At 43.8% G+C, this 24,100-nt stretch carries 27 protein-coding genes; 10 read left to right on the forward strand and 17 right to left on the reverse strand.

Annotated elements, in window-relative coordinates:
* Positions 1–136 precede the first annotated feature (136 nt).
* From nadA to N7974_RS06530, 4 genes are all read right to left on the reverse strand, one after another.
* Positions 137–1,234 (reverse strand): quinolinate synthase NadA, encoded by a 1,098-nt coding sequence (nadA, locus tag N7974_RS06515; protein ID WP_262964828.1) that lies wholly within the window; start codon positions 1,232–1,234, stop codon positions 137–139.
* 187 nt (positions 1,235–1,421) lie between these two features.
* Positions 1,422–1,775: a DUF167 domain-containing protein gene (locus tag N7974_RS06520; RefSeq protein WP_262964829.1), complete on the reverse strand. Its 354-nt coding sequence runs from the start codon at positions 1,773–1,775 to the stop codon at positions 1,422–1,424.
* Between the two features lie 173 nt (positions 1,776–1,948).
* A complete protein-coding gene (aspS, locus tag N7974_RS06525) occupies positions 1,949–3,751 on the reverse strand; it encodes an aspartate--tRNA ligase (RefSeq protein ID WP_262964830.1) in 1,803 nt (600 codons plus the stop codon).
* A gap of 91 nt (positions 3,752–3,842) precedes the next feature.
* Positions 3,843–4,118: an FmdB family zinc ribbon protein gene (locus tag N7974_RS06530; RefSeq protein WP_262964831.1), complete on the reverse strand. Its 276-nt coding sequence runs from the start codon at positions 4,116–4,118 to the stop codon at positions 3,843–3,845.
* Positions 4,119–4,225: 107 nt separating this feature from the next.
* Here N7974_RS06530 and pyrC point away from each other — a divergent pair, with 107 nt between their 5' ends.
* Positions 4,226–5,257, forward strand: a complete 1,032-nt coding sequence (pyrC, locus tag N7974_RS06535; protein WP_262964832.1) for a dihydroorotase — start codon at positions 4,226–4,228, stop codon at positions 5,255–5,257.
* Positions 5,258–5,339: 82 nt separating this feature from the next.
* The gene (gene rnt / locus N7974_RS06540) at positions 5,340–5,963 is read left to right on the forward strand and encodes a ribonuclease T (protein ID WP_262964833.1); all 624 of its coding nucleotides are present in this window, start codon (positions 5,340–5,342) and stop codon (positions 5,961–5,963) included.
* A gap of 95 nt (positions 5,964–6,058) precedes the next feature.
* On the opposite strand, the gene grxD is transcribed toward rnt, so the two are convergent.
* Positions 6,059–6,382 (reverse strand): Grx4 family monothiol glutaredoxin, encoded by a 324-nt coding sequence (grxD, locus tag N7974_RS06545; RefSeq protein ID WP_317451589.1) that lies wholly within the window; start codon positions 6,380–6,382, stop codon positions 6,059–6,061.
* Between the two features lie 171 nt (positions 6,383–6,553).
* On the opposite strand from grxD, the gene N7974_RS06550 reads away from it, so the two are divergent.
* The 8 genes from N7974_RS06550 (at position 6,554) to cpdA (ending at position 14,052) form a co-directional block, all read left to right on the forward strand.
* Positions 6,554–7,750 (forward strand): aspartate aminotransferase family protein, encoded by a 1,197-nt coding sequence (locus tag N7974_RS06550; RefSeq protein ID WP_262964903.1) that lies wholly within the window; start codon positions 6,554–6,556, stop codon positions 7,748–7,750.
* Positions 7,747–8,649 (forward strand): ornithine carbamoyltransferase, encoded by a 903-nt coding sequence (argF, locus tag N7974_RS06555; RefSeq protein ID WP_262964834.1) that lies wholly within the window; start codon positions 7,747–7,749, stop codon positions 8,647–8,649. Before N7974_RS06550 ends, argF begins: the two co-directional genes overlap by 4 nt.
* A 43-nt stretch (positions 8,650–8,692) precedes the next feature.
* Positions 8,693–9,346 carry a TIGR04211 family SH3 domain-containing protein gene (locus N7974_RS06560; protein WP_262964835.1) on the forward strand — a complete coding sequence of 218 codons (654 nt, stop codon included), beginning with the start codon at positions 8,693–8,695 and terminating at the stop codon, positions 9,344–9,346.
* 102 nt (positions 9,347–9,448) lie between these two features.
* Entirely contained in the window at positions 9,449–11,146 is a 1,698-nt protein-coding gene (gene ilvD / locus N7974_RS06565; protein WP_262964836.1) for a dihydroxy-acid dehydratase, read from the forward strand.
* Between the two features lie 273 nt (positions 11,147–11,419).
* Complete coding sequence (locus N7974_RS06570; protein ID WP_262964837.1) at positions 11,420–11,644, forward strand: addiction module protein; 225 nt, start codon at positions 11,420–11,422, stop codon at positions 11,642–11,644.
* Positions 11,641–11,931: a type II toxin-antitoxin system RelE/ParE family toxin gene (locus N7974_RS06575; protein WP_262964838.1), complete on the forward strand. Its 291-nt coding sequence runs from the start codon at positions 11,641–11,643 to the stop codon at positions 11,929–11,931. The genes N7974_RS06570 and N7974_RS06575 overlap by 4 nt, the downstream gene beginning before the upstream one ends.
* A 5-nt stretch (positions 11,932–11,936) precedes the next feature.
* Positions 11,937–13,253 carry an amino-acid N-acetyltransferase gene (gene argA, locus N7974_RS06580; protein ID WP_262964839.1) on the forward strand — a complete coding sequence of 439 codons (1,317 nt, stop codon included), beginning with the start codon at positions 11,937–11,939 and terminating at the stop codon, positions 13,251–13,253.
* A complete protein-coding gene (gene cpdA, locus N7974_RS06585) occupies positions 13,246–14,052 on the forward strand; it encodes a 3',5'-cyclic-AMP phosphodiesterase (RefSeq protein ID WP_262964840.1) in 807 nt (268 codons plus the stop codon). The genes argA and cpdA overlap by 8 nt, the downstream gene beginning before the upstream one ends.
* Before the next feature lie 100 nt (positions 14,053–14,152).
* On the opposite strand, the gene N7974_RS06590 is transcribed toward cpdA, so the two are convergent.
* From N7974_RS06590 to birA, 12 genes are all read right to left on the reverse strand, one after another.
* Positions 14,153–14,605, reverse strand: a complete 453-nt coding sequence (locus tag N7974_RS06590; protein ID WP_262964841.1) for a tellurite resistance TerB family protein — start codon at positions 14,603–14,605, stop codon at positions 14,153–14,155.
* Between the two features lie 71 nt (positions 14,606–14,676).
* Positions 14,677–15,612 carry an HpcH/HpaI aldolase/citrate lyase family protein gene (locus N7974_RS06595; RefSeq protein WP_262964842.1) on the reverse strand — a complete coding sequence of 312 codons (936 nt, stop codon included), beginning with the start codon at positions 15,610–15,612 and terminating at the stop codon, positions 14,677–14,679.
* On the reverse strand, positions 15,609–16,709 hold the full coding sequence (locus N7974_RS06600) for a cysteine protease StiP family protein (protein ID WP_262964843.1): 1,101 nt from the start codon (positions 16,707–16,709) through the stop codon (positions 15,609–15,611). Before N7974_RS06600 ends, N7974_RS06595 begins: the two co-directional genes overlap by 4 nt.
* Entirely contained in the window at positions 16,709–17,464 is a 756-nt protein-coding gene (locus N7974_RS06605; protein ID WP_262964844.1) for an HAD family hydrolase, read from the reverse strand. Before N7974_RS06605 ends, N7974_RS06600 begins: the two co-directional genes overlap by 1 nt.
* Complete coding sequence (locus N7974_RS06610; RefSeq protein WP_262964845.1) at positions 17,436–18,635, reverse strand: phosphoribosyltransferase domain-containing protein; 1,200 nt, start codon at positions 18,633–18,635, stop codon at positions 17,436–17,438. The genes N7974_RS06605 and N7974_RS06610 overlap by 29 nt, the downstream gene beginning before the upstream one ends.
* A gap of 34 nt (positions 18,636–18,669) precedes the next feature.
* Entirely contained in the window at positions 18,670–18,999 is a 330-nt protein-coding gene (locus tag N7974_RS06615) for a hypothetical protein (protein ID WP_262964846.1), read from the reverse strand.
* A gap of 85 nt (positions 19,000–19,084) precedes the next feature.
* A complete protein-coding gene (locus N7974_RS06620) occupies positions 19,085–20,104 on the reverse strand; it encodes an ATP-grasp domain-containing protein (protein WP_262964847.1) in 1,020 nt (339 codons plus the stop codon).
* Positions 20,104–20,724 (reverse strand): TerD family protein, encoded by a 621-nt coding sequence (locus N7974_RS06625; RefSeq protein WP_449566805.1) that lies wholly within the window; start codon positions 20,722–20,724, stop codon positions 20,104–20,106. Before N7974_RS06625 ends, N7974_RS06620 begins: the two co-directional genes overlap by 1 nt.
* Before the next feature lie 70 nt (positions 20,725–20,794).
* Positions 20,795–21,370 (reverse strand): TerD family protein, encoded by a 576-nt coding sequence (locus tag N7974_RS06630; protein WP_262964848.1) that lies wholly within the window; start codon positions 21,368–21,370, stop codon positions 20,795–20,797.
* 39 nt (positions 21,371–21,409) lie between these two features.
* A complete protein-coding gene (locus N7974_RS06635) occupies positions 21,410–21,985 on the reverse strand; it encodes a TerD family protein (RefSeq protein ID WP_262964849.1) in 576 nt (191 codons plus the stop codon).
* 293 nt (positions 21,986–22,278) lie between these two features.
* On the reverse strand, positions 22,279–23,010 hold the full coding sequence (locus N7974_RS06640; protein WP_262964850.1) for a type III pantothenate kinase: 732 nt from the start codon (positions 23,008–23,010) through the stop codon (positions 22,279–22,281).
* Positions 23,007–24,005 carry a bifunctional biotin--[acetyl-CoA-carboxylase] ligase/biotin operon repressor BirA gene (gene birA, locus N7974_RS06645; RefSeq protein ID WP_262964851.1) on the reverse strand — a complete coding sequence of 333 codons (999 nt, stop codon included), beginning with the start codon at positions 24,003–24,005 and terminating at the stop codon, positions 23,007–23,009. The genes N7974_RS06640 and birA overlap by 4 nt, the downstream gene beginning before the upstream one ends.
* Between the last annotated feature and the right edge of the window lie 95 nt (positions 24,006–24,100).

Here is a 24,100-nt window from a genome sequence, read left to right on the forward strand (position 1 = left end):
TTTTTGTACAGCATTAAAAAACTCACCACGAAAGACACGAAGCTTTCAAGACATTAAATAAAAGCAATTATTTTTCTTCGTGTCCTTCGTGTCCTTCGTGGTGAAGGATATTTTCAACCTGTCTTTCGATAAAAAACTAATTAATCGCCAGCATGTTATCCAATGCCCGCTTAGCCAATCCGGCCTCTTCAACCGGTACTGAAATCCGGTTAATCACATTACCCGCAGCGAGATTTTCCAACACCCACGCCAAATGTTGCGGATCCGTTCTAAACATGGTTGAACACATGCACAGCGTCGGCGACATAAAGTGGACATTTTTACCCTGCGCTTTACATTCTTCATGCAAACGATTGACCAAATTTAATTCAGTCGCAACCAACCAACGGGTATTGGGTTCAGCTTCACGAACCGTTTTTAAAATGTATTCAGTAGAGCCGACATAATCGGCTTTCTCGCAAACTTCAAAACAGGCTTCAGGATGCGAAATCACTTTGGTTTCCGGAAAACGTTCCAGAAAGTTATCAATTTGTTCCGCTTTAAAGACTTGATGCACCGAACAATAGCCATTCCAGAGTATGATTTTAGCCTTACGGATTTGTACTTCCGTTAAACCGCCCATGGGTTTATTAAAATCCCAGGTAACCATATCTTCCAACCCAATACCCATGCGATAACCAGTATTACGACCTAAATGCTGATCAGGGAAAAACAGCACCTTGGAGCGTTTGGAAAAACTCCATTCCAGAATTTTTTGGGCATTGGAAGAAGTACAAACAATACCGTCATGCTTGCCACAAAACGCTTTTAAATCAGCCGCTGAATTAATGTAAGTAACTGGTGTTACTTCATTTTCCACATCAATAACTTGTGCCAATTCCTGCCAACATTTCTGCACTTTTAATAAATTGGCCATATCTGCCATGGAGCAACCTGCCGCCAAATCAGGCAAGATGGCTATTTGTTCGGGACGGGACAATATATCGGCAACTTCTGCCATAAAATGCACGCCGCAAAAAACAATATATTCGGCTTCCGATTGTGCCGCATCTCTGGAGAGCTTTAAGGAATCGCCGGAATAATCGGCATGTTTAAACACTTCATCGCGCTGATAATGGTGTCCCAGTATGACACAACGCTTACCCAATTTGGCTTTGGCGGCAATAATGCGGGCATCGCATTCTTCATCATCGAGTAATGCATAATCTTGAATAGGAAAGGCTGTTGAAGTCATATTTTTTCCACTAGACAGGCGTTAAAAAGTTAAAGAACTTTAGTATGGCTGGCCATTGCCAGTTCATAAAAATACATGGTAAAAATTAATTCTACGCACCCAGTCGGTTTTAACACCTTAAAACGCGATAACCGGTTTATAAATAACACAGGGCAATGAGCTATTGATAAACTGTATAGCGGTTTCATTACTGTAGACGTGCAATAACTGAAGGTAATTTTTTCGGCGCTTTAATACGCAATTGCTTGTTAATATTCATGCGCCCAAATACTACGGCAATATCAGCAGTCGCAACATCGAACTCTTTGGCTAAAAAACGCACCATATAATCTGTAGCCTTTCCTGCACGGGGTGCTTCGGTGACACTGATTTTAAGTTGATTGCCTTTTATTTTGCCAATAACATCATGCTTGGCACCGGGCGTACCCAATATATTCAGTATGAGTGTATCGCCATCCCAGGCAAAAAAAGAGCTCATTTTTTTAGGATTGGTTGATATTTTGGGGTCTTTTTTTTCTTTACTTGTTTTTTTTTCTGCCATGGTTCCAATTTTATTTTTTTGATTTCCAGTCAACGCCAAAAAAATCTGACATGTAAATGTTTTGTTATAGCTGATCAATCCACAAAAAACCTAAAAACAGGATCACCACAAAGACACGAAGGATAACAAAAAAACTTCACATCCTTCGTGTCTTCGTGGTAAATAAAAACAGTTTAATCCTGCTTAACTTTTTCTTTGGGCTCTTTGCCTGCCGGTCTGATCAAGCGAATCCCCAACTCTTTCAATTGCTCATCAGTAACCACTGCAGGTGCACTAACCAATGGACAGGCAGCAGACTGGGTTTTAGGGAAAGCAATGACATCACGGATAGAGCTTGATCCGGTCATCAACATAACCAAACGATCCAAACCAAACGCCAAACCACCATGAGGCGGCGCACCGTATTTTAAGGCATCCAATAAGAAGCCGAATTTTTCTCTGGCTTCTTCTTCGCCAATACCTAAAATGCCAAACACAGTTTGTTGCATGGATGTACGGTTGATACGAATTGAACCACCACCGACTTCGGTACCGTTTAACACCAAATCATAAGCGCGTGACAACGCTGCACCCGGATTTGCTACCAAGTCTTCTACCAAACAACTAGGCGCGGTAAAAGGGTGATGAATGGCATTAAAACGGCCGCTTTTTTCATCCCAGTCAAACATAGGGAAATCAACCACCCAAACCGGCTTCCATTCACCTTCCAGCAAATTAAGGTCATGTCCCAGTTTAACGCGCAACGCGCCCATGGCTTCATTAACAATACTGGCTTTATCCGCACCAAAGAAGATTAAATCGCCGTTTTGGGCATTTGTTTTAGCCAGTACACTATCCCAAACTTCTTTGGGAGCAAACTTAACAATCGGTGATTGTAAGCCTTCAAGACCAAGCGCCAGATCATTAACCTTAATGTAAGCCAAACCTTTAGCGCCGTAAATACTGACAAATTTAGTTAATTCATCAATATCTTTACGACTTAAACTACCGGCATTAGGGACACGCAGTGCAACAACACGGCCTTTAGGGTCATTGGCAGGTGCTGAAAACACTTTAAAATCGACATTTTTCATGTCATCGCCAATATCGATTAATTCCAACGGAATTCGCAAATCAGGACGATCAACGCCGTAGCGTGACACAGATTCCTGATAGCTGATACGTGGAAATTCGGCATCCAACTCGACATTAATTACTTTCGCAAATAATTGACGAATCATTTCTTCCATAACTTCCATGATTTCGTTTTCATCCATGAAAGACGTTTCTATATCCAATTGAGTAAATTCGGGCTGTCTGTCAGCACGTAAATCTTCATCGCGGAAACAACGCACGACTTGGTAATACCGATCCATACCGGCAATCATCAACATTTGTTTATACAGTTGCGGTGATTGAGGTAGGGCAAAAAAGGCGTTTTCGTGAGTACGGCTAGGCACAATGTAATCACGCGCACCTTCCGGTGTTGCTTTGGTCAGGTAAGGCGTTTCAATTTCAAAAAACTCATTGTCATCCAAAAAGTTTCTTAAAACCCGTGTAACATCACGGCGAACTTTCATTTTTTCCTGCATCACCGTCCGGCGCAAATCAATATAACGATAACGTAAACGCAGCTCTTCGTTGACTTCAATATCGCTTTCTATCGGAAACGGCGGCGTTTCCGATTCATTTAACACTTCAATTTCCCCAGCCAATATTTCAATAGCACCAGAGTGTAGATTAGTATTGACTGTACCTGTTGGACGATCACGTACAACGCCCGTTATTTTTAATACATATTCACTGCGGACATGTTCAGCAATGGCAAAAGTGTCAGCTACATCGGGATCAACCACGACTTGAACCAAACCGGCACGGTCTCTAAGGTCGATAAAAATAACGCCGCCGTGGTCGCGACGTCTATGTACCCAACCGCAGATTGAAACGGTTTCGCCTAGCTGTTGTGTATTTAATTCTCCGCACTTGTGGGTACGCATAAATTTTCCCTGTGGATTAAAAAGTTGTGTATTGTTATTTATTAATGAGATAAAAGCATTAGGCGCAAAATAATAGTGCACCCTGATGCCATTATTGCTCTTTTTTACTACTGGCAGGAGTGGAACTACCGGCTTTTGGGGTACTGGGCGTTGGAGAAACATCACCTGCTACATTTTTCTTGTTGCCACTCTTAAAATCAGTTTCATACCAGCCAGTACCTTTTAGTCTGAATCCGGCAGCAGAGATTTTTTTCATTAACTCCGGCTTCGTGCAGGCCGGACAAATCAGTAAAGGGTCAGCACCCAGTTTTTGTAACGCTTCGTGCTCATGGCCACAGGACTGACATTGGTATTCGTAAATTGGCATTAACCACTCCGACAACAAAAAATAATAACTATAAATAAGGTCTGCATTTAGCTTTTCCAGATACTTACTATAAAATAGCGGCCTATTTTACAGACACACCGCCAACAATGAAAACATTAACCATAACCCGCCCCGATGACTGGCACTTACATGTACGAAACGGCGCCATTTTAAAAACCGTGTTACCGCATACGGCCCGGCAATTTGCCCGTGCCATTATCATGCCTAATCTTAAGCCTCCCGTGACCACGGTGGCTCAGGCTCTGGCCTATCGCGAAGAAATTTTACAAGCGGTGCCTGCCGGCATCGATTTTACACCATTAATGACCTTATATTTAACCGGTGCCACGACAGTCGCTGAAATAAAAGCCGCCGCCGGGTCTGACTGTGTTTATGCCTTTAAATTATATCCGGCAGGCGCTACCACCAATTCGGATTCAGGCGTTGCTGATATCACGGCTATTTATCCGTTACTGGCTGCCATGGAACAAGAAGATATTCCCTTGCTGATTCATGGTGAAGTTACCGATGAGCAATGCGATATTTTTGACCGTGAACGGGTGTTTGTTGACACCAGTTTGAGTGCTATTGTAAATAACTTCCCTGGTTTGCGCATCGTCGTTGAACACGTCACCACCACAGAAGCCGTACAATTTGTGCAAGCCGCCAGCAATGCTGTTGCCGCAACCATCACCCCCCAACATCTTCTGTTTAACCGTAACGCCCTACTGGCAGGCGGCATACGTCCACATTATTATTGTCTGCCTATCATCAAACGTGAAGATCACCGCCTAGCATTGGTTGCCGCTGCAACCAGCGGCAACCCAAAATTCTTTTTAGGTACCGACAGTGCGCCGCATACGACTTTGTCAAAAGAAACCAGTTGCGGCTGTGCCGGTTGTTACAGTGCTCACGCGGCGCTGGAACTTTACGCGGAAGCCTTTGACCGTGCTGGGTCATTAGACAAACTGGAAGGCTTCGCCAGTTTTTACGGTGCGGATTTTTACCGCTTACCCAGAAACTTAAACACGATTACCTTAGAAAAAACCGCCTGGACAGTGCCAGCCAGTTACGGAGAAAACGACACACTTATAACGCCACTTAAATCCGGTGAAGAGCTGAGTTGGAAAATACGGTAGAGACGCAAAATATTGTCTCTCTACGGCTAACTTGGCGTAACATGTTTTATTTTTTTACTATCTTTGGATACCACCCAACCTAATGGATACACCTGCAATTCCGCTGGCCCAACGCTTTAGAGGCTACCTTCCTGTCATCGTCGATATCGAAACAGCCGGCTTTAATGCCAAAAAACATGCTTTACTGGAAATTGCTGCCGTTATTGTTGAGCTTGACAGTAACAATGATTTGGAGGTCACCGAACGCTATACAACGCATGTTGTGCCCTTTAAAAATTCCGAACTGGATCCAGCTGCCCTCAAATTTAACGGCATCGATCCGTATCACCCTTTTCGTATGGCAATAGATGAAAAAGATGCCCTGGAGATGCTCTTTAAGCCGATTAAACAGGCCGTAAAACGTAACGATTGCACCCGGGCAATTTTAGTGGGCCATAATCCGGCTTTTGACATCGCGTTTTTAAATGCTGCTATCCAGCGAACCCAAATAAAACGTAGTCCTTTTCATCCGTTTAGCACGTTTGATACGGCAACACTAGGAGGCTTGGCTTATCAGCAGACGGTACTGGCAAAAATTGCTCAGGCCGCAGGTTTGGAATGGGACAATGAAAAAGCGCATTCCGCGTTATATGATGCAGAACAGACAGCCCAACTGTTCTGTATGATCGTCAATAAATGGAAACGACTTGAAATGCTTGATGTTTAATACGCCAAGGACACAAGGATGACAAAGAGCTAACGGGTAACGCGACAAAGTCCGTATAACCTGGTAAAAGCCTATGTCATCCGTGTGCTGTTTACTTAGGCCTCGACAACGCCAACAGCTGTCAGCATTGTCAGCAACTCGCCTTTTTTATACAAATCAATAATGATGTCACAACCGCCGACTAATTCACCATTGATATACAATTGCGGATAAGTAGGCCAGTTAGAATACTCTTTAAGGGCTTCACGCAGTTCTGCATCTTCAAATATATTGACGTACATAAATTTTGCCTGGCAGGCATTTAATATCTGTACAGATTGACCAGAAAAACCACATTGTGGAAAATCAGGTGTACCTTTCATGTATAAAACGACCGAATTGTTTTCAATTTGGTCTTTAATTCTTGCTATAACGGTCATAATAATTACTCAATTAGATTAGATCCGGTTAATTTTATCAACTTTATGCCACTAAAAAAAGCAAATTTTCTAATCCATCACTTGCCTGAGACCAGATAGGTACTTATAATCGAACATTTTTTATCAGGTAATCGATAGATGCCTGTTTTTCGTTTGCAGGCAGAAGAAACCATGACCAGCCATATTATGCCAACTTACAATCGCTTACCTGTCACTTTTGAACGGGGAGAAGGCGTGTGGTTGTTGGATGAAGATAATAATCGTTATCTGGATGCCCTGTCCGGTATCGCCGTATGCAATTTAGGGCATGCTCACCCGGCCGTACATAAAGCTATCTGCACACAAAGTGAAAAACTGCTGCATACCTCCAATATTTATAAAATCCCCAATCAGGAACGTCTTGCCGATAAACTAACCGAAAAAAGCGGCATGGATAACGTGTTTTTTTGTAATTCGGGTGCTGAAGCAAATGAAGCGGCTATCAAACTGGCACGCAAATACGGCCATGAAAAAGGCATAGAAAATCCGGCCATTATTGTTATGGCGAAAAGCTTTCATGGCCGTACCTTGGCAACGCTAAGCGCGACCGGAAACAGCAAAATACAACAAGGCTTTGCACCACTGGTTGAAGGCTTTGTACGGGTTCCCTATAACGATATCAGTGCCATCAAGCAAGCGCTTGAGCACAATAAAAATATCGTCGCCGTGTTGGTTGAACCCATCCAGGGAGAAGGCGGTATTAATATTCCCGCTGCTGATTATCTTAACCAGATCCGCAGTCTGTGTGACGAGCATGAGTTGCTCATGATGCTGGATGAAATCCAGTCAGGCATAGGCCGTACCGGAAAATTTTTAGCCTTTCAGCACAACAATATTATTCCCGATGTCTGTACTTTGGCTAAAGCACTGGGCAACGGCGTACCTATTGGTGCCTGTCTTGCGCGAGGTAAAGCCGCCCAACTACTTACTGCAGGCTCACACGGCTCTACCTTTGGCGGCAATCCGTTAGCTTGTAGCGCAGCTTTAGCGGTACTGGCGACACTGGACGAAGAAAACCTGATTGAACAGGCCGGACAAAAGGGCCAGGTTATTTGCGCCGGATTTATTGAGCACCTGCAGGGTAACCCGCATATCGTCGATATCCGCAATAAAGGCTTGATGATCGGTATCGAACTCGACCGTCCTTGCGCCGATTTGGTTAAATTAGCCTTACAACAGCGCTTGTTGATTAATGTCACCAATGAAACAACCATTCGTTTGTTACCGCCTTTAATCATCGACGAGCAACAAATCAAACTACTTGTAGAAACTTTGTCGACTATCATTACAGATTACACAAAAAAAACTACACAAGAAACACTATCATGAATCCCAGACATTTCACCAGCTTACTGGACTTATCCAGCGAAGAATTTCGTTACATAATCCATAGAGCCATAGAACTTAAAAATAATCGTGACCCTGATTACCAGCCTTTAAAAGGTCAGGTGCTGGCGATGATCTTTGAAAAATCATCGACTCGCACCCGCATTTCCTTTGAAGCGGGCATGACCCATTTTGGCGGCAACGCCCTGTTTTTATCGCCCAGAGATACTCAACTGGGTCGTGGTGAACCTTTGCATGACAGTGCCAAAGTAATCTCCAGTATGGTCGATGGCATCATGCTGAGAACTGACAAACACGAAACCGTAACCACTTTCGCGCAGCATTCCAGTGTCCCCGTTATCAACGGCTTAACCGATCAAGAACATCCCTGTCAGTTGCTGGCTGATATGCAAACGTATTTTGAATTTCGCGGCGACATTAAAGGTAAAACGGTTACCTGGATCGGCGACGGCAATAACATGTGCCATTCTTATATTCATGCCGCCATGCTGCTTGATTTTAATTTGAACATTGCTTGCCCGGACGGATATCTACCGGTACCGGAATATGTTTTACCTGCAGGTGATCGCGTCAGGTTTTTTGATACGGCATTGGCAGCGGCTAAAAACACTGACCTTTGTGTCACCGATGTCTGGGCCAGTATGGGCCAGGAAGAAGAACAAAAACATCGCGAAGTAGCATTTAAAGACTTTCAGATTAACGCAGAAATCATGAAGGCAGCACATGATGATGCACTATTTATGCATTGTTTACCCGCTCACCGGGGCGAAGAAGTGACTGCTGAAGTGATAGACGGTCCACAAAGCGTTATCTTTGCTGAAGCTGAAAATCGCCTGCATGCACAAAAAGCGCTACTGGAATTTCTCCTCTGCAAAAAATAACGTTAAAATTGTCATCACCCGGCAACTTACACAAAAACTACCTGTGAAAAAAATATTCAGTACTTTTTTTATCTTGATACTCACTTTGGGTTCGGCTCAAGCTGAAACAGTCTATGTGGCAGATGATGTTAATTTATCCTTAAGAAGTACCGCCAGCATTAAGGGTAAAACGTTAAAGTTGCTTTCGACAGGAACGCCGTTAACGCTTATCGACAAGCCAGGCAAAGCTGAATTTATCCATGTTCGTCTGTCTGATGGTACCGAAGGTTATATTAAATCGCGTTATACCCAACAACTGGCGCCCATTCTTGATCCTAAAGATAGCGCCGGCAAAGCCTTGGCACTACTCCAGTCTGATAATATGGCACTAAAAGCACAGTTGACGGCGCTGAAAGAGTCAACACCCGGATCAGCCATCGCCACAGAACGTGATCAGTTAGCCCGCGAACTCAGTGAACTAAAAAAAACGGCAGCCAGTTCAATTCAATTAAAAAACGAACGTGATGAACTTCAGGAGCGCGTTGTTAGTGTTGAACGCGATTTGCAACAATACAAACTTGAAAATCAGGCGCTAAAAGGTACAGCCAGTCAAGACTGGTTTTTGTACGGCGGCTTGCTATCGCTGGTCGGCGTTGTTTTAGGCTTTATCCTTCCCAAACTTGGCTGGCAACGAAAAAGCAGTTGGGATTCATTTTAATTTAAGGCGAAGGACACAAGGCAAAAGGCTAAAGGATCCGCATATTTTGCACCTTTCGTCTTTTGCATTTCGCTTTTTACCTTACCATCAGGAATCAATTACATGCCCCACTCAGACGACCACAACACCCGCCCCTTTTCTTCTCTTGTTGTTGACGGTATGGAGCGGGCACCGAGTCGCGCCATGCTCCACGCCGTTGGCTTTAAAAGTGAAGACTTTAAAAAACCGCAAATCGGCATTGCCTCAACCTGGAGCATGGTCACCCCGTGCAACATGCATATCAACAAACTGGCTGATGCTGCAGCGTCTGGTGTTGATAATGCCAACGGTAAAGCCGTTATCTTTAATACCATTACCATATCTGACGGTATTTCCATGGGTACCGAAGGTATGAAATATTCGCTGGTATCCCGCGAAGTTATTGCCGATTCCATTGAAACAGTCGTCGGCTGCCAAGGCTTTGACGGCATTGTTGCAATTGGCGGCTGCGATAAAAACATGCCCGGCTGCATGATTGGCATATCACGTCTGAATCGTCCGGCCATTTTTGTGTACGGTGGCACTATTATGCCGGGCTGCCATAAAGACAAAAAACTGGATGTGGTGTCTGTTTTTGAAGCCGTTGGCGCCAGAGCCAATAACCAGATTGATGATGCCGAGCTGGCTGAAATTGAAGCCAAAGCCATTCCTGGCGCCGGTTCCTGCGGCGGCATGTACACCGCCAACACCATGGCTTCAGCAATTGAAGCACTGGGCATGAGCCTGCCCAACAGCTCTGCCCAGGCAGCTATTTCAAACGACAAAAGACTTGACTGCGAACGTGCCGGCGCGGCTGTACTAGAATTAATAAAAAACAATATCAAACCCAGCGACATCATGACCAAAGCTGCTTTTGAGAATGCGATAACCATTGTTATTGCACTTGGCGGTTCAACCAATGCCGTATTACACATTCTGGCGATGGCCAATGCCGGTAATGTCGACATTACCCTGGATGACTTCACCCGCATCGGTAAGCATGTACCATTGTTGGCCGATTTAAAGCCCAGCGGCCACTACCTGATGACCGAATTAATTGAAATCGGCGGCATTCAACCCTTGATGAAAATCCTGCTGGACCAAGGTTTACTTAACGGTGATTGTTTAACCGTTACCGGCAAAACTCTGGCAGAAAATCTGGCCGATGTTAAGCCTTATCCTGAAGACCAGGATGTGATTCACTCACTGGATAACCCCATTAAAAAAGATAGTCATTTGGTGGTTTTATATGGCAATCTGGCACCGGGCGGCTCAGTTGCAAAAATCACCGGTAAAGAAGGTTTACGCTTTATCGGCACCGCCAAAGTATTTGAGGCAGAAGAACAAGCGCTGCAAAGTATCTTAAACGGCGATATCGTTAAAGGCGACGTGATTGTGATTCGCTACGAAGGCCCTAAAGGCGGCCCCGGCATGCGTGAAATGTTGTCCCCTACTTCCGCAATCATGGGCAAAGGTTTGGGTAAAGAAGTTGCCTTAATTACAGATGGTCGTTTTTCCGGCGGCACGCACGGCTTTGTGGTCGGACATATTACCCCCGAAGCTTTCGTAGGTGGCCCGTTAGCAATCATTGAAAATGGCGATACCATCATTATCGATGCAGAAACCAACGAACTTAGATTAGTTATCGATGAACATGAAATAGCCCAGCGCCTTGAAAAATGGACGCAACCTGCCCCGCGTTATACCCGTGGCGTGTTGGCAAAATATGCCAAGCTGGTAAGTTCGGCTTCGCTGGGTGCTGTTACTGATAATTTGGATTGATTGTAGGTTGGATTAGCGATAGCGTAACCCAACATTGCCGCTTCGATCTGTTGGATTACGGCTATCGCCTAACCCAACCTACGGTGCTATCTATCAACGAGTCAGCACGTAGGATGAGCTGACGTAAGCAAACACATCCTACACCCAAAGCCAGGTGGGGTAAGCATCGCGTACCTTTTTGGGAATTGGTTTACCCGTAATGTATTGAAAACGATACGCAATGCGTACCCTGCTTTGCTGTTAAACATAGCTGGATGAAGTTAAAGGTGATTTATGAATATAGAAACTATTGCCGAACAAGCATTAAAACTTGAACCTACGTCAAGAGCATATATCGCAGAGATATTGCTGGAAAGTCTGGATTACGAGGAAGACTTTATTGTTTCAGAAGCATGGCGACAAGAAATACAAAAACGCTGTAAAGAAATAGATACAAATTCTTCAATATTGGTTGACGGTGAACAATTTATGGCCGAATTGAAACTGCGTTATTTATGAAATATTTCCTGCATCCTCAAGCACAAGAAGAATTGGAACAGACTGTTTTGTTTTATAAAAAACAACAGGTAGGCTTAGAAAAACGTTTTATTGAGGCTATTGAAGATGCTATCAACAGAGTATGCCGAACCCCGTTGCTGTATCGAAAGATAGAGGATGACGTCAGAAAATGTCGGCTATTGCATTTTCCTTATGCGATTATTTTTCGAACAAGATCCGCTCACATAGAAATAATCGCTGTTATGCACATAAGAAAGCAGCCCAATTATTGGCAATCGCGAAAATAGTCAACATGAATTCACAAAACCCTTTCGTCAGTTGGTTTAGAGACTCATCACCTTACATTCACGCGCATCGCAATAAAACTTTTGTCATTTCTTTTGGTGGCGAAGCGGTACTGGCTGATGATTTTGATCATCATGTCCACGATTTTGCTTTGCTCAGTAGCTTGGGAATACGCCTGGTTTTGGTTCACGGGATTCGCCCGCAGATAGATCAACGGCTTACCAAGCTCAACGCCCCTGCCCTTTTTCATCAGCATTTGCGTATTACCGATGACTTGGCGTTGCAATGCGTCAAGGAAGCGGCGGGGTTGGTACGCGTAGAAATTGAAGCGCTGTTATCAATGGGCTTGGCAAATTCCCCGATGGCAGGAAGCGGCCTTAAAGTGGCGTCCGGTAATTTTGTCACGGCCAAACCGATGGGAGTTATAGACGGGGTTGATTACTGCCATACCGGTGAAGTTCGTCGTATTGACAGCGCTGCCATTCATCAACAGCTCGATCAAAATAATATTGTGTTGATCTCACCGATTGGCTATTCACCCAGCGGAGAAATTTTTAACCTGTCCGCTGAACAAGTTGCTACAGCAGTTTCGATTGCCTTAAAAGCGGAAAAATTAATCCTGCTAACGGAGCAAACGTGTTGCAACCCCGATGATGACGAGCAAATTCGGCAAATGACCACCAACGAAGCCGATGCTTTTCTGCAACAACATCGGGATCTTAGCGACACCATCAGCCTGCCGCTTAAAGCGGCTATTCAAAGCTGTCGCTGCGGGATAGAACGCGTACATTTGCTTAACCGCACCATTAATGGCGCACTATTGCTTGAACTATTTAGCCGTGACGGTATTGGCACTCTCATTAGCTCAACACCTTTTGAAGAATTACGTCCGGCTACACTTAGCGATATCGGTGGTATTCTGGAGTTGATTAAGCCCTTGGAGCAACAAGGTATATTAGCCAAACGTTCCAGAGAAAAAATTGAAATGGAAATAGCAGATTATATTATTATCGAAAGAGACGGATTAATCATCGGCTGCACTGCTCTGCATCCCAATATACAAGGCCGTTTTGGCGCTATTGCCTGTCTTGCCGTCCATCCTGATTATCAGGGATCGGCACGCGGCGATAGATTGCTTAATTATGTTTATCGCAAAGCCGGACAACTGGCTTTAAAAAAATTATTTGTGCTATCAACGCAAACCATGCACTGGTTTATTGAGCGCGGCTTTGTATCATCTGATATTAACAGCCTTCCCGACCCCCTTAAGGCACTGTACAACCCAGAAAGAAACTCTAAAATTTTCTGTAAGGCTATTGAATAACAAAATCATGACTTCCTTGTCCCTATTGCAAATAACAGATCTGCATATCCTCCCAGGTCTGGGCGACATTTTTTTAGGTATCAATACCGAACATTACTTTCATGCCGTTATTGATCTGGCCTTTGCTGAAAACGATCATTTTGATTTGGTTCTGGTTACCGGGGACATTGCCCAAGATCCTTGCGAGATAAGCTATCAACGAATCTTACAGAAACTTGAAGCGACCAACACACCCTGCATTTGCCTTCCCGGTAATCACGATAATTATCAACTCATGCAACAGATTTTTAATACCACGCAGGTTAATTGCCAAAAACAGGTCTTCTTACAAAACTGGCAACTGATCTGCCTTAATAGCCAAATACCCGGATCTCCCAGCGGCGGCTTGTCAAAAGAAGAATTACTGTTTCTGGAAGATTGCCTGGCAAACTACCCGAATCATCATGCGTTAATTGCCGTACACCATCATTGCCTCAAGACTAAAAGCGCCTGGCTGGACACCATGATCATAGAAAACAGCGAAGAATTTTTGACGATAACAAAAAAACATCCGCAAGCAAAAGTCATTACTAACGGACATATTCATCAAGAAATGGATATCAAAAGCGGGTCAGTTCGCATCTTGGGAACGCCATCAACCTGCTTCCAGTTTAAACCGGAAAGTAAAACCATCACCCTGGACACTACCAGTCCCGGTTATCGGGTAATAAAACTGTATGAAGATGGCAGGATAGAATCCAAAATTACCCGGCTATCGGAGCCGTTAACCGGCTTGCAAATGGATGTCCCGAATTACTGATTTTTAGCTTTCATCAATTAAAACCACAAAAACACGAAACCTTTATCTTGGCTTTTTCTTCGTGCCCTTCGTATCTTCGTGGTGATAATTATCAAGCCACTTACAATTCAAATTCAGACGGATTAAGCGCTAATTCTTTGGCTATTTTGATGGCTATCTTTTTTTCATCGTTATCAAACATACCATCAGAAGAAGCAATGGCAATAATCATGCGAACCAACAAGCGCGAGGCTTCAATGTTGGACTTCATCTTGCCTATTGCCTGATAAGCTTTGGCTTCACCAATATCTTTGTCAAACTCCAGTTGGCTGACAAAATCCTGAAAGGCTTTGATAACGTCACTGGTAGTAAAAATCGATAGCGCATCATTGCTTTCGATAAACTTGATCATTTTTTGTTTTTCTTCTGAACTAATGCTGCCATCGGCCATGGCAATAAGCGCTGAACCTGCCATCGCCGCATTGAGAAAATCCTTGTTTTTAAATTTCAAGACCTCTGTTTTTAATTCGTTCGCTTTACTTTTTAATTGACTAAGAAAATTATCAAAACTCATTAACGCTCTCCTGGTTATTTATGTAAGGTACTTTAAATTCTGTTGATCGTTATTTTAACATTTTTAAGGGATTAAAATGATAACTCTGCATATTCTTTCAATGATAAGGCCTCGTTAACACCGTAACACTGTTGCCGATTAATCATATTGGTTGCCCATTGCTGATGGGTTGCCACTTCACACATGGCATTATGCATTCTAAAAACCGCAGGAGAATCCTGGTCACTCAAACTAATTGCCATCTCATAATCTTCCACATCAACCGCATAAGCAGCTTCAATAGTCGGCACTTGAGTGGGATGAATCGCTGTTTTTCCGGTTAAACCATACGCCAGATCCAGCTTTATTTCTTTTTGTAAGGTAACTGAATCATCCAGATATTCAAACACCGGTGCAGATAGTGAAAAGCCATAAGGCCTGAAAATAGTCACCAGTTGTGAGATAACGTTACCAATCGGTGTTTCATAAAGCGTTGAAAACCGTGGCCGGCGAATACCCAAGAGATTCATCAAGTCGTTACCGCCAATTCTCAGCATTACTACACGCGATGCAATATCGTCCTGTAACAAGCCTTGGCGTAATTGAGTCATCGCATTGACATCAAAAACCTCTTTGGTCTCAAGAGTCGGCATCACCTTAAAAGACGTGCCCCGTAATTGATCAAAATAAGCATCAAATACGCTTTCAGTAAATTTTGGCAGTACAAAACCATCTACTTTTTCAATATCAGGAAGCTCCAGTAAACGGGCTAATATTTCCGGATTTCTGGCACGAATAAACCGAAATTTCTGGGTCGAATCCTTAAAACCTTGTAAACATAAACCGATATGACGCACGCAACTATCCACATCAGATTTTGATATTGCATCCTCCGTACAAAAAATCATTGAGCGCAACATTGGGTACTTCTCGCCATTGGCAATTTCCATGATGTCACGGCGATTGCCTGGCATATAAAGTGGCGCACCTAACATCCAGGGTGAAAACGACTTTAACTGATGATTCATAAGACAACCTTTTTGATTAGCGCTGCTGCACGGTAAGGTAACTCTTTAAAAACGACTATTGGAATTAACTTGGACTCTGCCAACCAGCGCAAATGCAGGGTCGCTTCACAGTCCAAATCCTGCAACAGTAATAACTGTGCTTCACGGCGTAATAAAACACGCGTCGCCTCACCGATGCCGGGCTTAATGTAATTGTGCTGGGTAATGCCGTATTGCTCGGCAATCCAGCCTAAAAACTGTTGGGAAACTCTTTGTAATTGTTGACAATGGTCTGACTGGTCGGCAAATTTGCCAGTAAAGGTAGACCTTATCACAGCTACTCGTTCAAGTATCGCATTGATAAAATAACGGGATAAATCCTGTTCGGCAAACTGCTCATAATAAAAACAACCATGAAAGTCAGTCCGGCTCGCCGCCTGTTTGTCATAGACTGACCGGCTAACCAGCCCCGATATGGTAGCGTTTAGAATGCAGGAAGGAATCAAATAATCTTCCGAAGAAGCGGCAACCGCAGCCCAACCCGACAAATCAGTCAAGACGTATAACTCCGGCGGGATATGAATGCCGTCACTGATGGCAAAATCCTGCAAGCTGGTTGCCAACTGCCGTGCAATTACGCCTTTTCCTGTCCAGCCATCAACAAAGACCAATGATTCCGGCACATGCTTTTGCAAAATATGACGCAGGGCATTTTGATCGATACCCACATCTCTAAGAATGGAAATGGAATAATGTTCCGCCTGAATGTTGAAATGACGTTTTAAAACATGCTTGAGTAACACACCTACCGGCGTTCCTGCCCTTGCCAATGAGACTAAAGTAATGCCTTTGGGACGCGTTGCTATAATACCTTCCGCCAACAATAACAAATGCTCTGCCATACGATCCTGATTTAAGGTCATGGCCCGGTAAAACAACGGTAAATAGTCAGCTGGTGGCAAAGACTCATGCGTCAGCATTTCAGAATAATGTTTTTGACCGGACTGAATCAGCGCTTCTTTAAGATGTACTGGCGTGTCGGTCACCGCCATCGGTTTTAACAAAAAGTGTACATCGTCAACGGTGTAACTGCCGGTAAAAGGCCTCGCATTGTTCATTAGGAAAAAGCCAGCGTTTTAAACAATTGCGTGTTTTTTGGAATTAACGCGTAATCACACAAGCCCATAAATGGCGCATCGGTATTACTGTCACCGGCTCCAAAAGTCAGCAGTTGCGGGTGCTGTTGTTTATAGCTGTTGATCAAATAACTGACCGCACTTTCCTTGTTGATAATCTTGGGTAATACCGCCAGATTATTGCCATTTAAATGCCAATACAAACTGCCATCAAGAATATGTGGATGCATTTTAATGACATTGTCCAGTACCGTTGTTAATGGGGTTTCAGTACCATCCACATGTTTGATGACACCGTACCAGGTGACCGAAAAATCATTAACCAAGTGGGTTTTAAAACCGCTGAAACGCTGACAATACTTTTCAATTTCTGCCCAGATATCCAGTAATTTTTCATGATAGGCCGGTAAAGCTTGCATCATGCCCTCCATCCATACACGATCAATAAGGCGTTGTTTATCCAGAATGACGGCACCGTGATTCAAGACTACTTCTTCCTGAAAAGGCAACATAACACGGTCAAAAGCATCAACATCACGCCCGGTAACCGGCACGATTTTGAAACCTTTTTCCAACCAATGCCACAACCATTGTTGTTTGTGTGTGGCATAAGAATTAGGCGAGCCATCAGGCAGGCAAGCGCGTACCTGTAACAGCGGATCATCTGGACCCAAGGCACATTTTCTCAGGGTTTGAAACAGCGTGTCATCAAGGTCTAAAAAAATGTAACTTTGCATGGTTTAAGTTTGGCTGTTTAAGTTCAAATCGGGCACTAATGGCTTGCCATTCGTGCAGCCGGTCCATTAATGATTTATCAAGCGGCGTTTCATGACACAAAATAATCTCCCGATAATCGTCCGGATTTACATTGTAAATAAAATTAGCGATGCCATCGTCGTAGTTGTCTTCAAACTGGCACACCAAAGTAATATCATTACCCTGATGAATCGGTGACCGTGTTGTACTTTGGACTTTTACGGTAAAACCGTTGCTTTCCAACTCTTGCCCCAGCAAATAAGCCGGGGCGTTGCATTCACCCGTGCCTAATACCAAAACGGGCCTGAAATCTTTGGACTCGCGGTTAAAACCACTGTGGCATAACTGTTCCAGCACATCGGCATCCAAACTAATCGGTGCAACCAATCCCAAGCGCCCGGGCCAAGCCAGCAAATGCTTTTTACAAAGGCCATTACCTGACACATTAACGGTAATGTTATCGATGGCGGCATTTTGACTATCTTCAAAACGCAATAACCCCTGTCTAAAACAAACCCATTCCACCGCGACACCCGCTTGTAATTCCAGCGCCGCACGGTCATCAGGATGAGCGAAATTAACCAGACTTACGATAAATACTTTACGCAAGGCCGGATTAACCACTTGATAGGCTTTTATGAGGCGTAAAAAAGTTTTGCCCGTACTGATTTCATCGTCGATTAGCACCAATGTTTCTGCATTTAAAAACTGCTTTCGATATTCCGGGTACTCAGGATAATACAGAAAAAAGTCAGTAGCATGACTATGGGCTTCTTCAAACTCCAGCCGGTCGGTTTTATCCAGTTGATAACGAGTCGTTTGGATAAACAAAGCCTCTTGTACGCCCTCATGGCAAGCGGCTGCAAAGACTCCATAACCCAAACCGGTTGCCGTTTCCGCCATGCCTATCCACAGCGAAGACTCACCTATCTCGTTTTTTAATACCAGTCTTGCCAAGGCACGATAAGACCAGCTCATGGTTTTTGGTGAGACCGGATAATGTTTCCCCAAGACCTTGCTAACCAATAAAAACTTGCGCTTACTGCTTACCCGTGCCGCAAACCCCAGCAAACGCTGCAATGGAATATGTCCGGGCTCTACCTCAAGCTCAAGTATTCCGGTGTCTAATTTTATGGTGACTGTTTTTTGCATCGTGTCTTCTGTGTAGCGCTATTTAAGAGGATTATTAGTTGAACAATGTGGCGGCTTGGGCAAGAAACTGCACCAAAGTAATTTTAAAATCCGGCAATGAAAATGCACTGGCTCTGAGCATGCCAACGACGCCCACCAGTATCCAAAAGATATTCAGCAAGATATAAGCACTCTCTTTTTTTAAAATAGAGCACCAGGAAAGAATAATCGCGTCTGCCGTATTAAAAGCCCAGACGAAAAAGAACGGACTTTCCGAACCCATCCAACTGACCATTGAAAAGCTGAAGATCCGCATTAATACACCGACCATTTCGATGTATTTAAGATATTTAATAACCAGTAAATTTATTTTATTGAAGGGCATGATTTGCAACAAGCTAATGCTAAGAGCATTAATGACTATAAAATAGCTGATTACAGCGTTCTTTTATGAAAGCAAAAACGGCTTCTTACACTTCTTGCAGGACCATTGGCGTATTAACCTCAATCACCTTAAGCCCATAGTGAATAACCGGTTGCGTAAAAGCTTTACCTTTAATGCCCTGCAAGGCAATATGCGCGAGGTTGGCACCTGACAAACAGGCCATGCCAAAGCCACCTGAAGGACGCGGGTTGATTTCCAGTAAACTCGGCCCGTTTACGCCTTCCTTAAACTGGATATTGAATAAACCGTTCAATCGATAATGGCTTGTTAATCGGTTTACCATACCCTGTATTTCTGCATTGTTGTCGATAATTTGTCCGCCCCCGGCCAACTGCGATTTTTTTCGTTGTACGGCACACAATAATTCACCATGTCGCCCTGCACAATCAACGCTCCATTCAGGCCCGGCCAAATGTTCCATAACCAGCAGTGTGTCAAATTGCGGTGTATTAGTCATACCTTGCCGCAACTCTTGTAACGGAATTTGGTATTCAATACCTTGGAGTAATTGGCTGATGCTATCGCGCTGGGTATCCAACACCCGAAAGCCCAAACCAAATACGGATACCGCCGGTTTAACACACAAACTTTCATGTTTTGCCGATAAAGCTGTCACCGCATGATCAAACTCAGCGCTGTTATTAACCGGAATAAAGTCCATGCTTTTAGCGACATCAGGGCTTAAATCGGCATAAAAATCGGCTTTATCATGTAACAAACTCAGTGTGTCATAATCAGCAACAGACAGTACTTGAACGCCAATTGCTTGAAACAGGACATGATGTTTACTGATTAATATGGCTTCTTTGCCGGGCCAAAACAAGCTGACCTTATGTTGCTGACAAAAGTCCACACACCATTCAAGATAGGCTTGTCCGGTTAAATCGGAAGGTTCAAGGTAGCTTTCGTCAGCGGCCAAAAAAGCCGCTGCAGTGGTGTGCGTGTGGGTACAAATCAAGGTGACTTCGCCCGCTGGAACTGACTGACGAAGATCTCTAAAAACAGCGCTAATCGTTGAAAATGTTTTGTTAAACCATATTCTCATTATAAATGAACAATAATTTTCGGCAGTAAATCAGCAATAGTTCGACCGGTTCCATTTTCACCAATGGCATGCATTTTCCATTCACCGTTATGGCGATATAGTTTAGCCATAATTTGTGCGGTATGAGACCCTTGTGAACTTAAGGTATAACGGGCAACTTCATTTTTATCGTTGTTATCAATAATCCGGCAATACGCATTTTCAACAGTATCAAACGTTTGACCGGTATAAGAACTTACCGTAAATACCAATGACTTAATATTTGCCGGAATTTTATCCAAATCAACCAGAATTTGTTCATCATCACCGTCACCATCGCCAGTACGATTATCGCCGGTATGTATAATACTGCCGTCACGACTTTTTAATTGACCAAAATAAACCGTATCAACGACCACATTTTGTTCGTCGAATAATACGCAGGAGGCATCCAAATCAATCGCGCTACTGCTACCACCACCAAACATCCCTTTCAAAAGCCCTACACTGCTTTTTTTGGCATCCCAACCCACGCCCATGACGATTTTACTTAACGCGCCGCCTGACTCTTTGGATAAAGAGATTTTTTGTCCTTTTTGTAAATTAATAGCCATAAACAACATACCTCTAAAGTTAAGCATTAATATTTAAAAGCTCCCTCTCTTAACGGAGAGGAAGCCGATACTGGTGTAAGTAGCCCGGTGTTAAAACTTAAACACTCACGCCAAAAGATGCAGCCAAAGGCCCAAGACCGCCAGCAAAACCTTGTCCAACAGCTTTAAACTTCCAGTCTGTTCCGACCCGATAAATTTCACCGAAGATCATTGCCGTTTCGATTGAAGCATCTTCGCTAAGATCATAACGGGCAATTTCCTGGCCGCCATCTTCATTAATAACACGAATAAATGCGTGATTTACCTGTCCAAAATTCTGTTTACGCGCGTCAGCGTCATGAATGGTTACCGCGAAAACCACTTTATCCAGATCAGCGGGAATTTTTGACAATTCAACCTTGACGGTTTCGTCATCGCCGTCACCGGCACCCGTTGTATTGTCGCCAGTGTGCTGAACCGCGCCATCGCCAACGACTTTATTATTATAAAAACAAAAATCGCTATCTGATCGAACTTTGCCATCCAGCTTGACCAAAAATGCACTGGCGTCCAAATCGAATGCCGCGCCATCAGTTGCACGTGCATCCCAACCTAAACCCACCACGATTTTATTTAATCCGGGTGCTTCTTTACTGAGATTAACGTTGCCGCCTTTGCTAAGTGATATTGCCATGATTGTCTCCTGTTATTATTGAAACTGATAAATTATTGTTTAAATATTGATACCGTACTGTTTCGCTAAAGCCGCCAAGCCACCGGCATAGCCTTGTCCTACGGCTTTAAATTTCCATTCATTACTGTGTCGGTAGATTTCGCCGAAAATCATCGCCGTCTCAATGGAGGCATCTTCGCTTAAATCGTAGCGGGTGACTTCGTTATTGGTATCTTTATTAACGATTCTGGCATAAGCGTGACTAACCTGACCGAAATTTTGTTTACGCATCTCGGCATCATGGATAGTGACACAAAACACAATCCGTTGGATATCGGCCGGTACTTTATCAAGCAGAATAATAACCGATTCGTCATCACCGTCACCTTCACCGGTACGATTATCGCCGGTATGCTCAACCGAACCACAAGTCGATTTAGTCTGATTGTAAAAAATAAAATCACTGTCAGACCTGACTTTGCCATCTTCCTTGACCATAAAAGCGCTGGCATCCAGATCAAAATCTACGCCATCGGTAGGCCTTGCATCCCAACCCAAACCAACTATCACATGTTTTAATGTGGGATCAGTTTTGGACAGACTAATGTTGCCGCCTTTACTTAATGAAATTCCCATAAATCAATCTCCGTTATTATCGCTATGTTGGTATAAATACAGCCTCCAATCCACGCGATTATTAAGGACAGAGGAAAATATCCTGCTATGAAGATTACCCCAATCAAGTCAATGCCTTTCGGTAAAGTTTGATTGGCGTAAAGCACTATCATACCTGCTAATACCTTGATTGCCTAGTTAACGACCGGTAGCGGAAAGACCATTTTAGTCATGATTAGAAAATAATATTGATACTTTAAACAGCTTAAGTTTCACGATGAACTTGTCATTGCCACCGAAAAAAAACACTATTTTTACCGCTGCCCTTCCAGAACAATTGCCAAGCCGCGCAACACTAAATCACTATCAATAGTCGGCTTGATCTTAAGGTGCTCAGCAATAATATCCGCATCACCCCCCGTTAAAATCAATTGCACAAAATCGTGTTGTTGACTTAACACCTGCTCAATTAAACCGGTAGCCGCCATTAAGGTGCCACTATAAATGGCGGCTTCGGTAAAACAGGCAGGCCCTGCGACATAACTTGTTTGATTAAATGGCAGCGCGGCAGTACCGGTCGCCAGAGATTGTTTCATCAGCGTTAAGCCGGGGCTAATCAAGCCACCTTGATGGTTTCCATCCGCATCAATTAAATCAACGGTAATGGCCGTGCCACAATCAACAATACAGGCCGGTTGTTGATAATGGTGACGCACCGCCACCAAAGCCAACCAGCGATCAACACCCAGTTTTTCAGGTTGCTGATAGGCGTTAACAACACCGAAGGCTTTCGCCGCTGACTTTACGGAAATAATCTCAATGGCTGGCCACAATTCAACGGCCACAGCCAGCACCAACTCCAACAAAGGTGTTAAGCCAACACAGGCAATGGCAAGCCGTTTTGGCGGTGATTGCCATTTCCAGGCAGCAATAAGTTGTTGCCGGGTAAGCTGTTGATTAAGCAACGCATGGCTCGTAAACAGTCCATCCTCTTGCAACATTGCCCATTTGAGTCGGGTATTACCGCTATCAATCAGTAAATTCATACTATTGGCGCGCTAAAACTGACTTCGCCAGATGCAAAAGCCTGAATGGTACCATCCGGCTTTTTAATCAATAACAAGCCATTATCATCAATGCCGGCAACAATACCTTCAATTTGTTGCTGACCAACAAACAAGGTCGCCAAATGACCTTTCAGACAATCATAGCTGCGCCATTCATCAAGATAAGCCTTAATGCCGACCGTTTCAAAGCCGTTAACAATAGCCAGAATATGCTTTAATACGGCTCCCGCCAGCAGGTTTCTGGGCAACGGCTTTTTACCGCTGATGTTGGTCAGATCCGTCCAGGCCTGAGTAATACTTTGGGCTTGTATTTCAGGTAAAAACAAATTTAATCCCAAACCGATAACCGCCGCACAAGGTCCATCGGCTTCACCGGATACTTCGATCAATATACCGCCCAATTTTTTACCCTGACTGTAAATATCATTAGGCCACTTTAAACCGACATCATTAATATCATGCTGCTTTAACGCCCTGATAACGGCAACGCCAATAGCCAGACTTAAGCCTGCCGTTCCAATAATGCCGCCTTGTTGAAAGCGCCAAAGTAATGAGACATAAATATTGCTGCCGTAAGGTGAAATCCATTGTCGCCCTCGCCGGCCTTTACCCGCCGTTTGATGCTCGGCAAAACAGACAAAACCGGACGCGGCATTATTACGGGAGTGCTCTACCAGATAACTGTTGGTCGAACCAAGGCTGTCATGGATTTCCAACGTTGAAACAAGTGCTTTATGCGCTTCGCCAAGGCTGGCGTTGATTTTGGACGGAGTCAATAATTCCAGCGCTTTATCCAAGCGATAACCTTTACCGCTAACAGCCGAATGGTGCAGTCCTAATTCAGACAACCCTTTTAACTGTTTACAGATAGCCGATCGACTAACACCGAATATTTCGGCTAATTCAGTGCCGGAATGAAATTCACCATCAGCCAGTAACGTTAAGATTTTTTTTTGTTTATCAGAAATAAGCACAGATTTTGTCTTTAAAATCGAAAGAATGATGATTTATTTGATCCGTAAATAAATCTTAAAAGATCACCGCAAAGAAAGAAAACCTCGTGTCCTTC

The sequence above is a fragment of the Methylobacter psychrophilus genome (assembly GCF_025583945.1).
In the GTDB taxonomy this organism is placed as follows: domain Bacteria; phylum Pseudomonadota; class Gammaproteobacteria; order Methylococcales; family Methylomonadaceae; genus Methylobacter_C; species Methylobacter_C psychrophilus.

What these genes read in the sequence shown, in the direction of transcription:
- nadA (WP_262964828.1), bottom strand. Translation starts at nt 1,234, where the DNA reads ATGACTTCAACAGCCTTTCCTATTCAAGATTATGCATTACTCGATGAT.
- N7974_RS06520 (WP_262964829.1), bottom strand. Translation starts at nt 1,775, where the DNA reads ATGGCAGAAAAAAAAACAAGTAAAGAAAAAAAAGACCCCAAAATATCA.
- aspS (WP_262964830.1), bottom strand. Translation starts at nt 3,751, where the DNA reads ATGCGTACCCACAAGTGCGGAGAATTAAATACACAACAGCTAGGCGAA.
- N7974_RS06530 (WP_262964831.1), bottom strand. Translation starts at nt 4,118, where the DNA reads ATGCCAATTTACGAATACCAATGTCAGTCCTGTGGCCATGAGCACGAA.
- pyrC (WP_262964832.1), top strand. Translation starts at nt 4,226, where the DNA reads ATGAAAACATTAACCATAACCCGCCCCGATGACTGGCACTTACATGTA.
- rnt (WP_262964833.1), top strand. Translation starts at nt 5,340, where the DNA reads ATGGATACACCTGCAATTCCGCTGGCCCAACGCTTTAGAGGCTACCTT.
- grxD (WP_317451589.1), bottom strand. Translation starts at nt 6,382, where the DNA reads ATGACCGTTATAGCAAGAATTAAAGACCAAATTGAAAACAATTCGGTC.
- N7974_RS06550 (WP_262964903.1), top strand. Translation starts at nt 6,554, where the DNA reads ATGACCAGCCATATTATGCCAACTTACAATCGCTTACCTGTCACTTTT.
- argF (WP_262964834.1), top strand. Translation starts at nt 7,747, where the DNA reads ATGAATCCCAGACATTTCACCAGCTTACTGGACTTATCCAGCGAAGAA.
- ilvD (WP_262964836.1), top strand. Translation starts at nt 9,449, where the DNA reads ATGCCCCACTCAGACGACCACAACACCCGCCCCTTTTCTTCTCTTGTT.
- N7974_RS06570 (WP_262964837.1), top strand. Translation starts at nt 11,420, where the DNA reads ATGAATATAGAAACTATTGCCGAACAAGCATTAAAACTTGAACCTACG.
- N7974_RS06575 (WP_262964838.1), top strand. Translation starts at nt 11,641, where the DNA reads ATGAAATATTTCCTGCATCCTCAAGCACAAGAAGAATTGGAACAGACT.
- argA (WP_262964839.1), top strand. Translation starts at nt 11,937, where the DNA reads ATGAATTCACAAAACCCTTTCGTCAGTTGGTTTAGAGACTCATCACCT.
- N7974_RS06590 (WP_262964841.1), bottom strand. Translation starts at nt 14,605, where the DNA reads ATGAGTTTTGATAATTTTCTTAGTCAATTAAAAAGTAAAGCGAACGAA.
- N7974_RS06595 (WP_262964842.1), bottom strand. Translation starts at nt 15,612, where the DNA reads ATGAATCATCAGTTAAAGTCGTTTTCACCCTGGATGTTAGGTGCGCCA.
- N7974_RS06600 (WP_262964843.1), bottom strand. Translation starts at nt 16,709, where the DNA reads ATGAACAATGCGAGGCCTTTTACCGGCAGTTACACCGTTGACGATGTA.
- N7974_RS06605 (WP_262964844.1), bottom strand. Translation starts at nt 17,464, where the DNA reads ATGCAAAGTTACATTTTTTTAGACCTTGATGACACGCTGTTTCAAACC.
- N7974_RS06610 (WP_262964845.1), bottom strand. Translation starts at nt 18,635, where the DNA reads ATGCAAAAAACAGTCACCATAAAATTAGACACCGGAATACTTGAGCTT.
- N7974_RS06615 (WP_262964846.1), bottom strand. Translation starts at nt 18,999, where the DNA reads ATGCCCTTCAATAAAATAAATTTACTGGTTATTAAATATCTTAAATAC.
- N7974_RS06620 (WP_262964847.1), bottom strand. Translation starts at nt 20,104, where the DNA reads ATGAGAATATGGTTTAACAAAACATTTTCAACGATTAGCGCTGTTTTT.
- N7974_RS06625 (WP_449566805.1), bottom strand. Translation starts at nt 20,724, where the DNA reads ATGCTTAACTTTAGAGGTATGTTGTTTATGGCTATTAATTTACAAAAA.
- N7974_RS06630 (WP_262964848.1), bottom strand. Translation starts at nt 21,370, where the DNA reads ATGGCAATATCACTTAGCAAAGGCGGCAACGTTAATCTCAGTAAAGAA.
- N7974_RS06635 (WP_262964849.1), bottom strand. Translation starts at nt 21,985, where the DNA reads ATGGGAATTTCATTAAGTAAAGGCGGCAACATTAGTCTGTCCAAAACT.
- N7974_RS06640 (WP_262964850.1), bottom strand. Translation starts at nt 23,010, where the DNA reads ATGAATTTACTGATTGATAGCGGTAATACCCGACTCAAATGGGCAATG.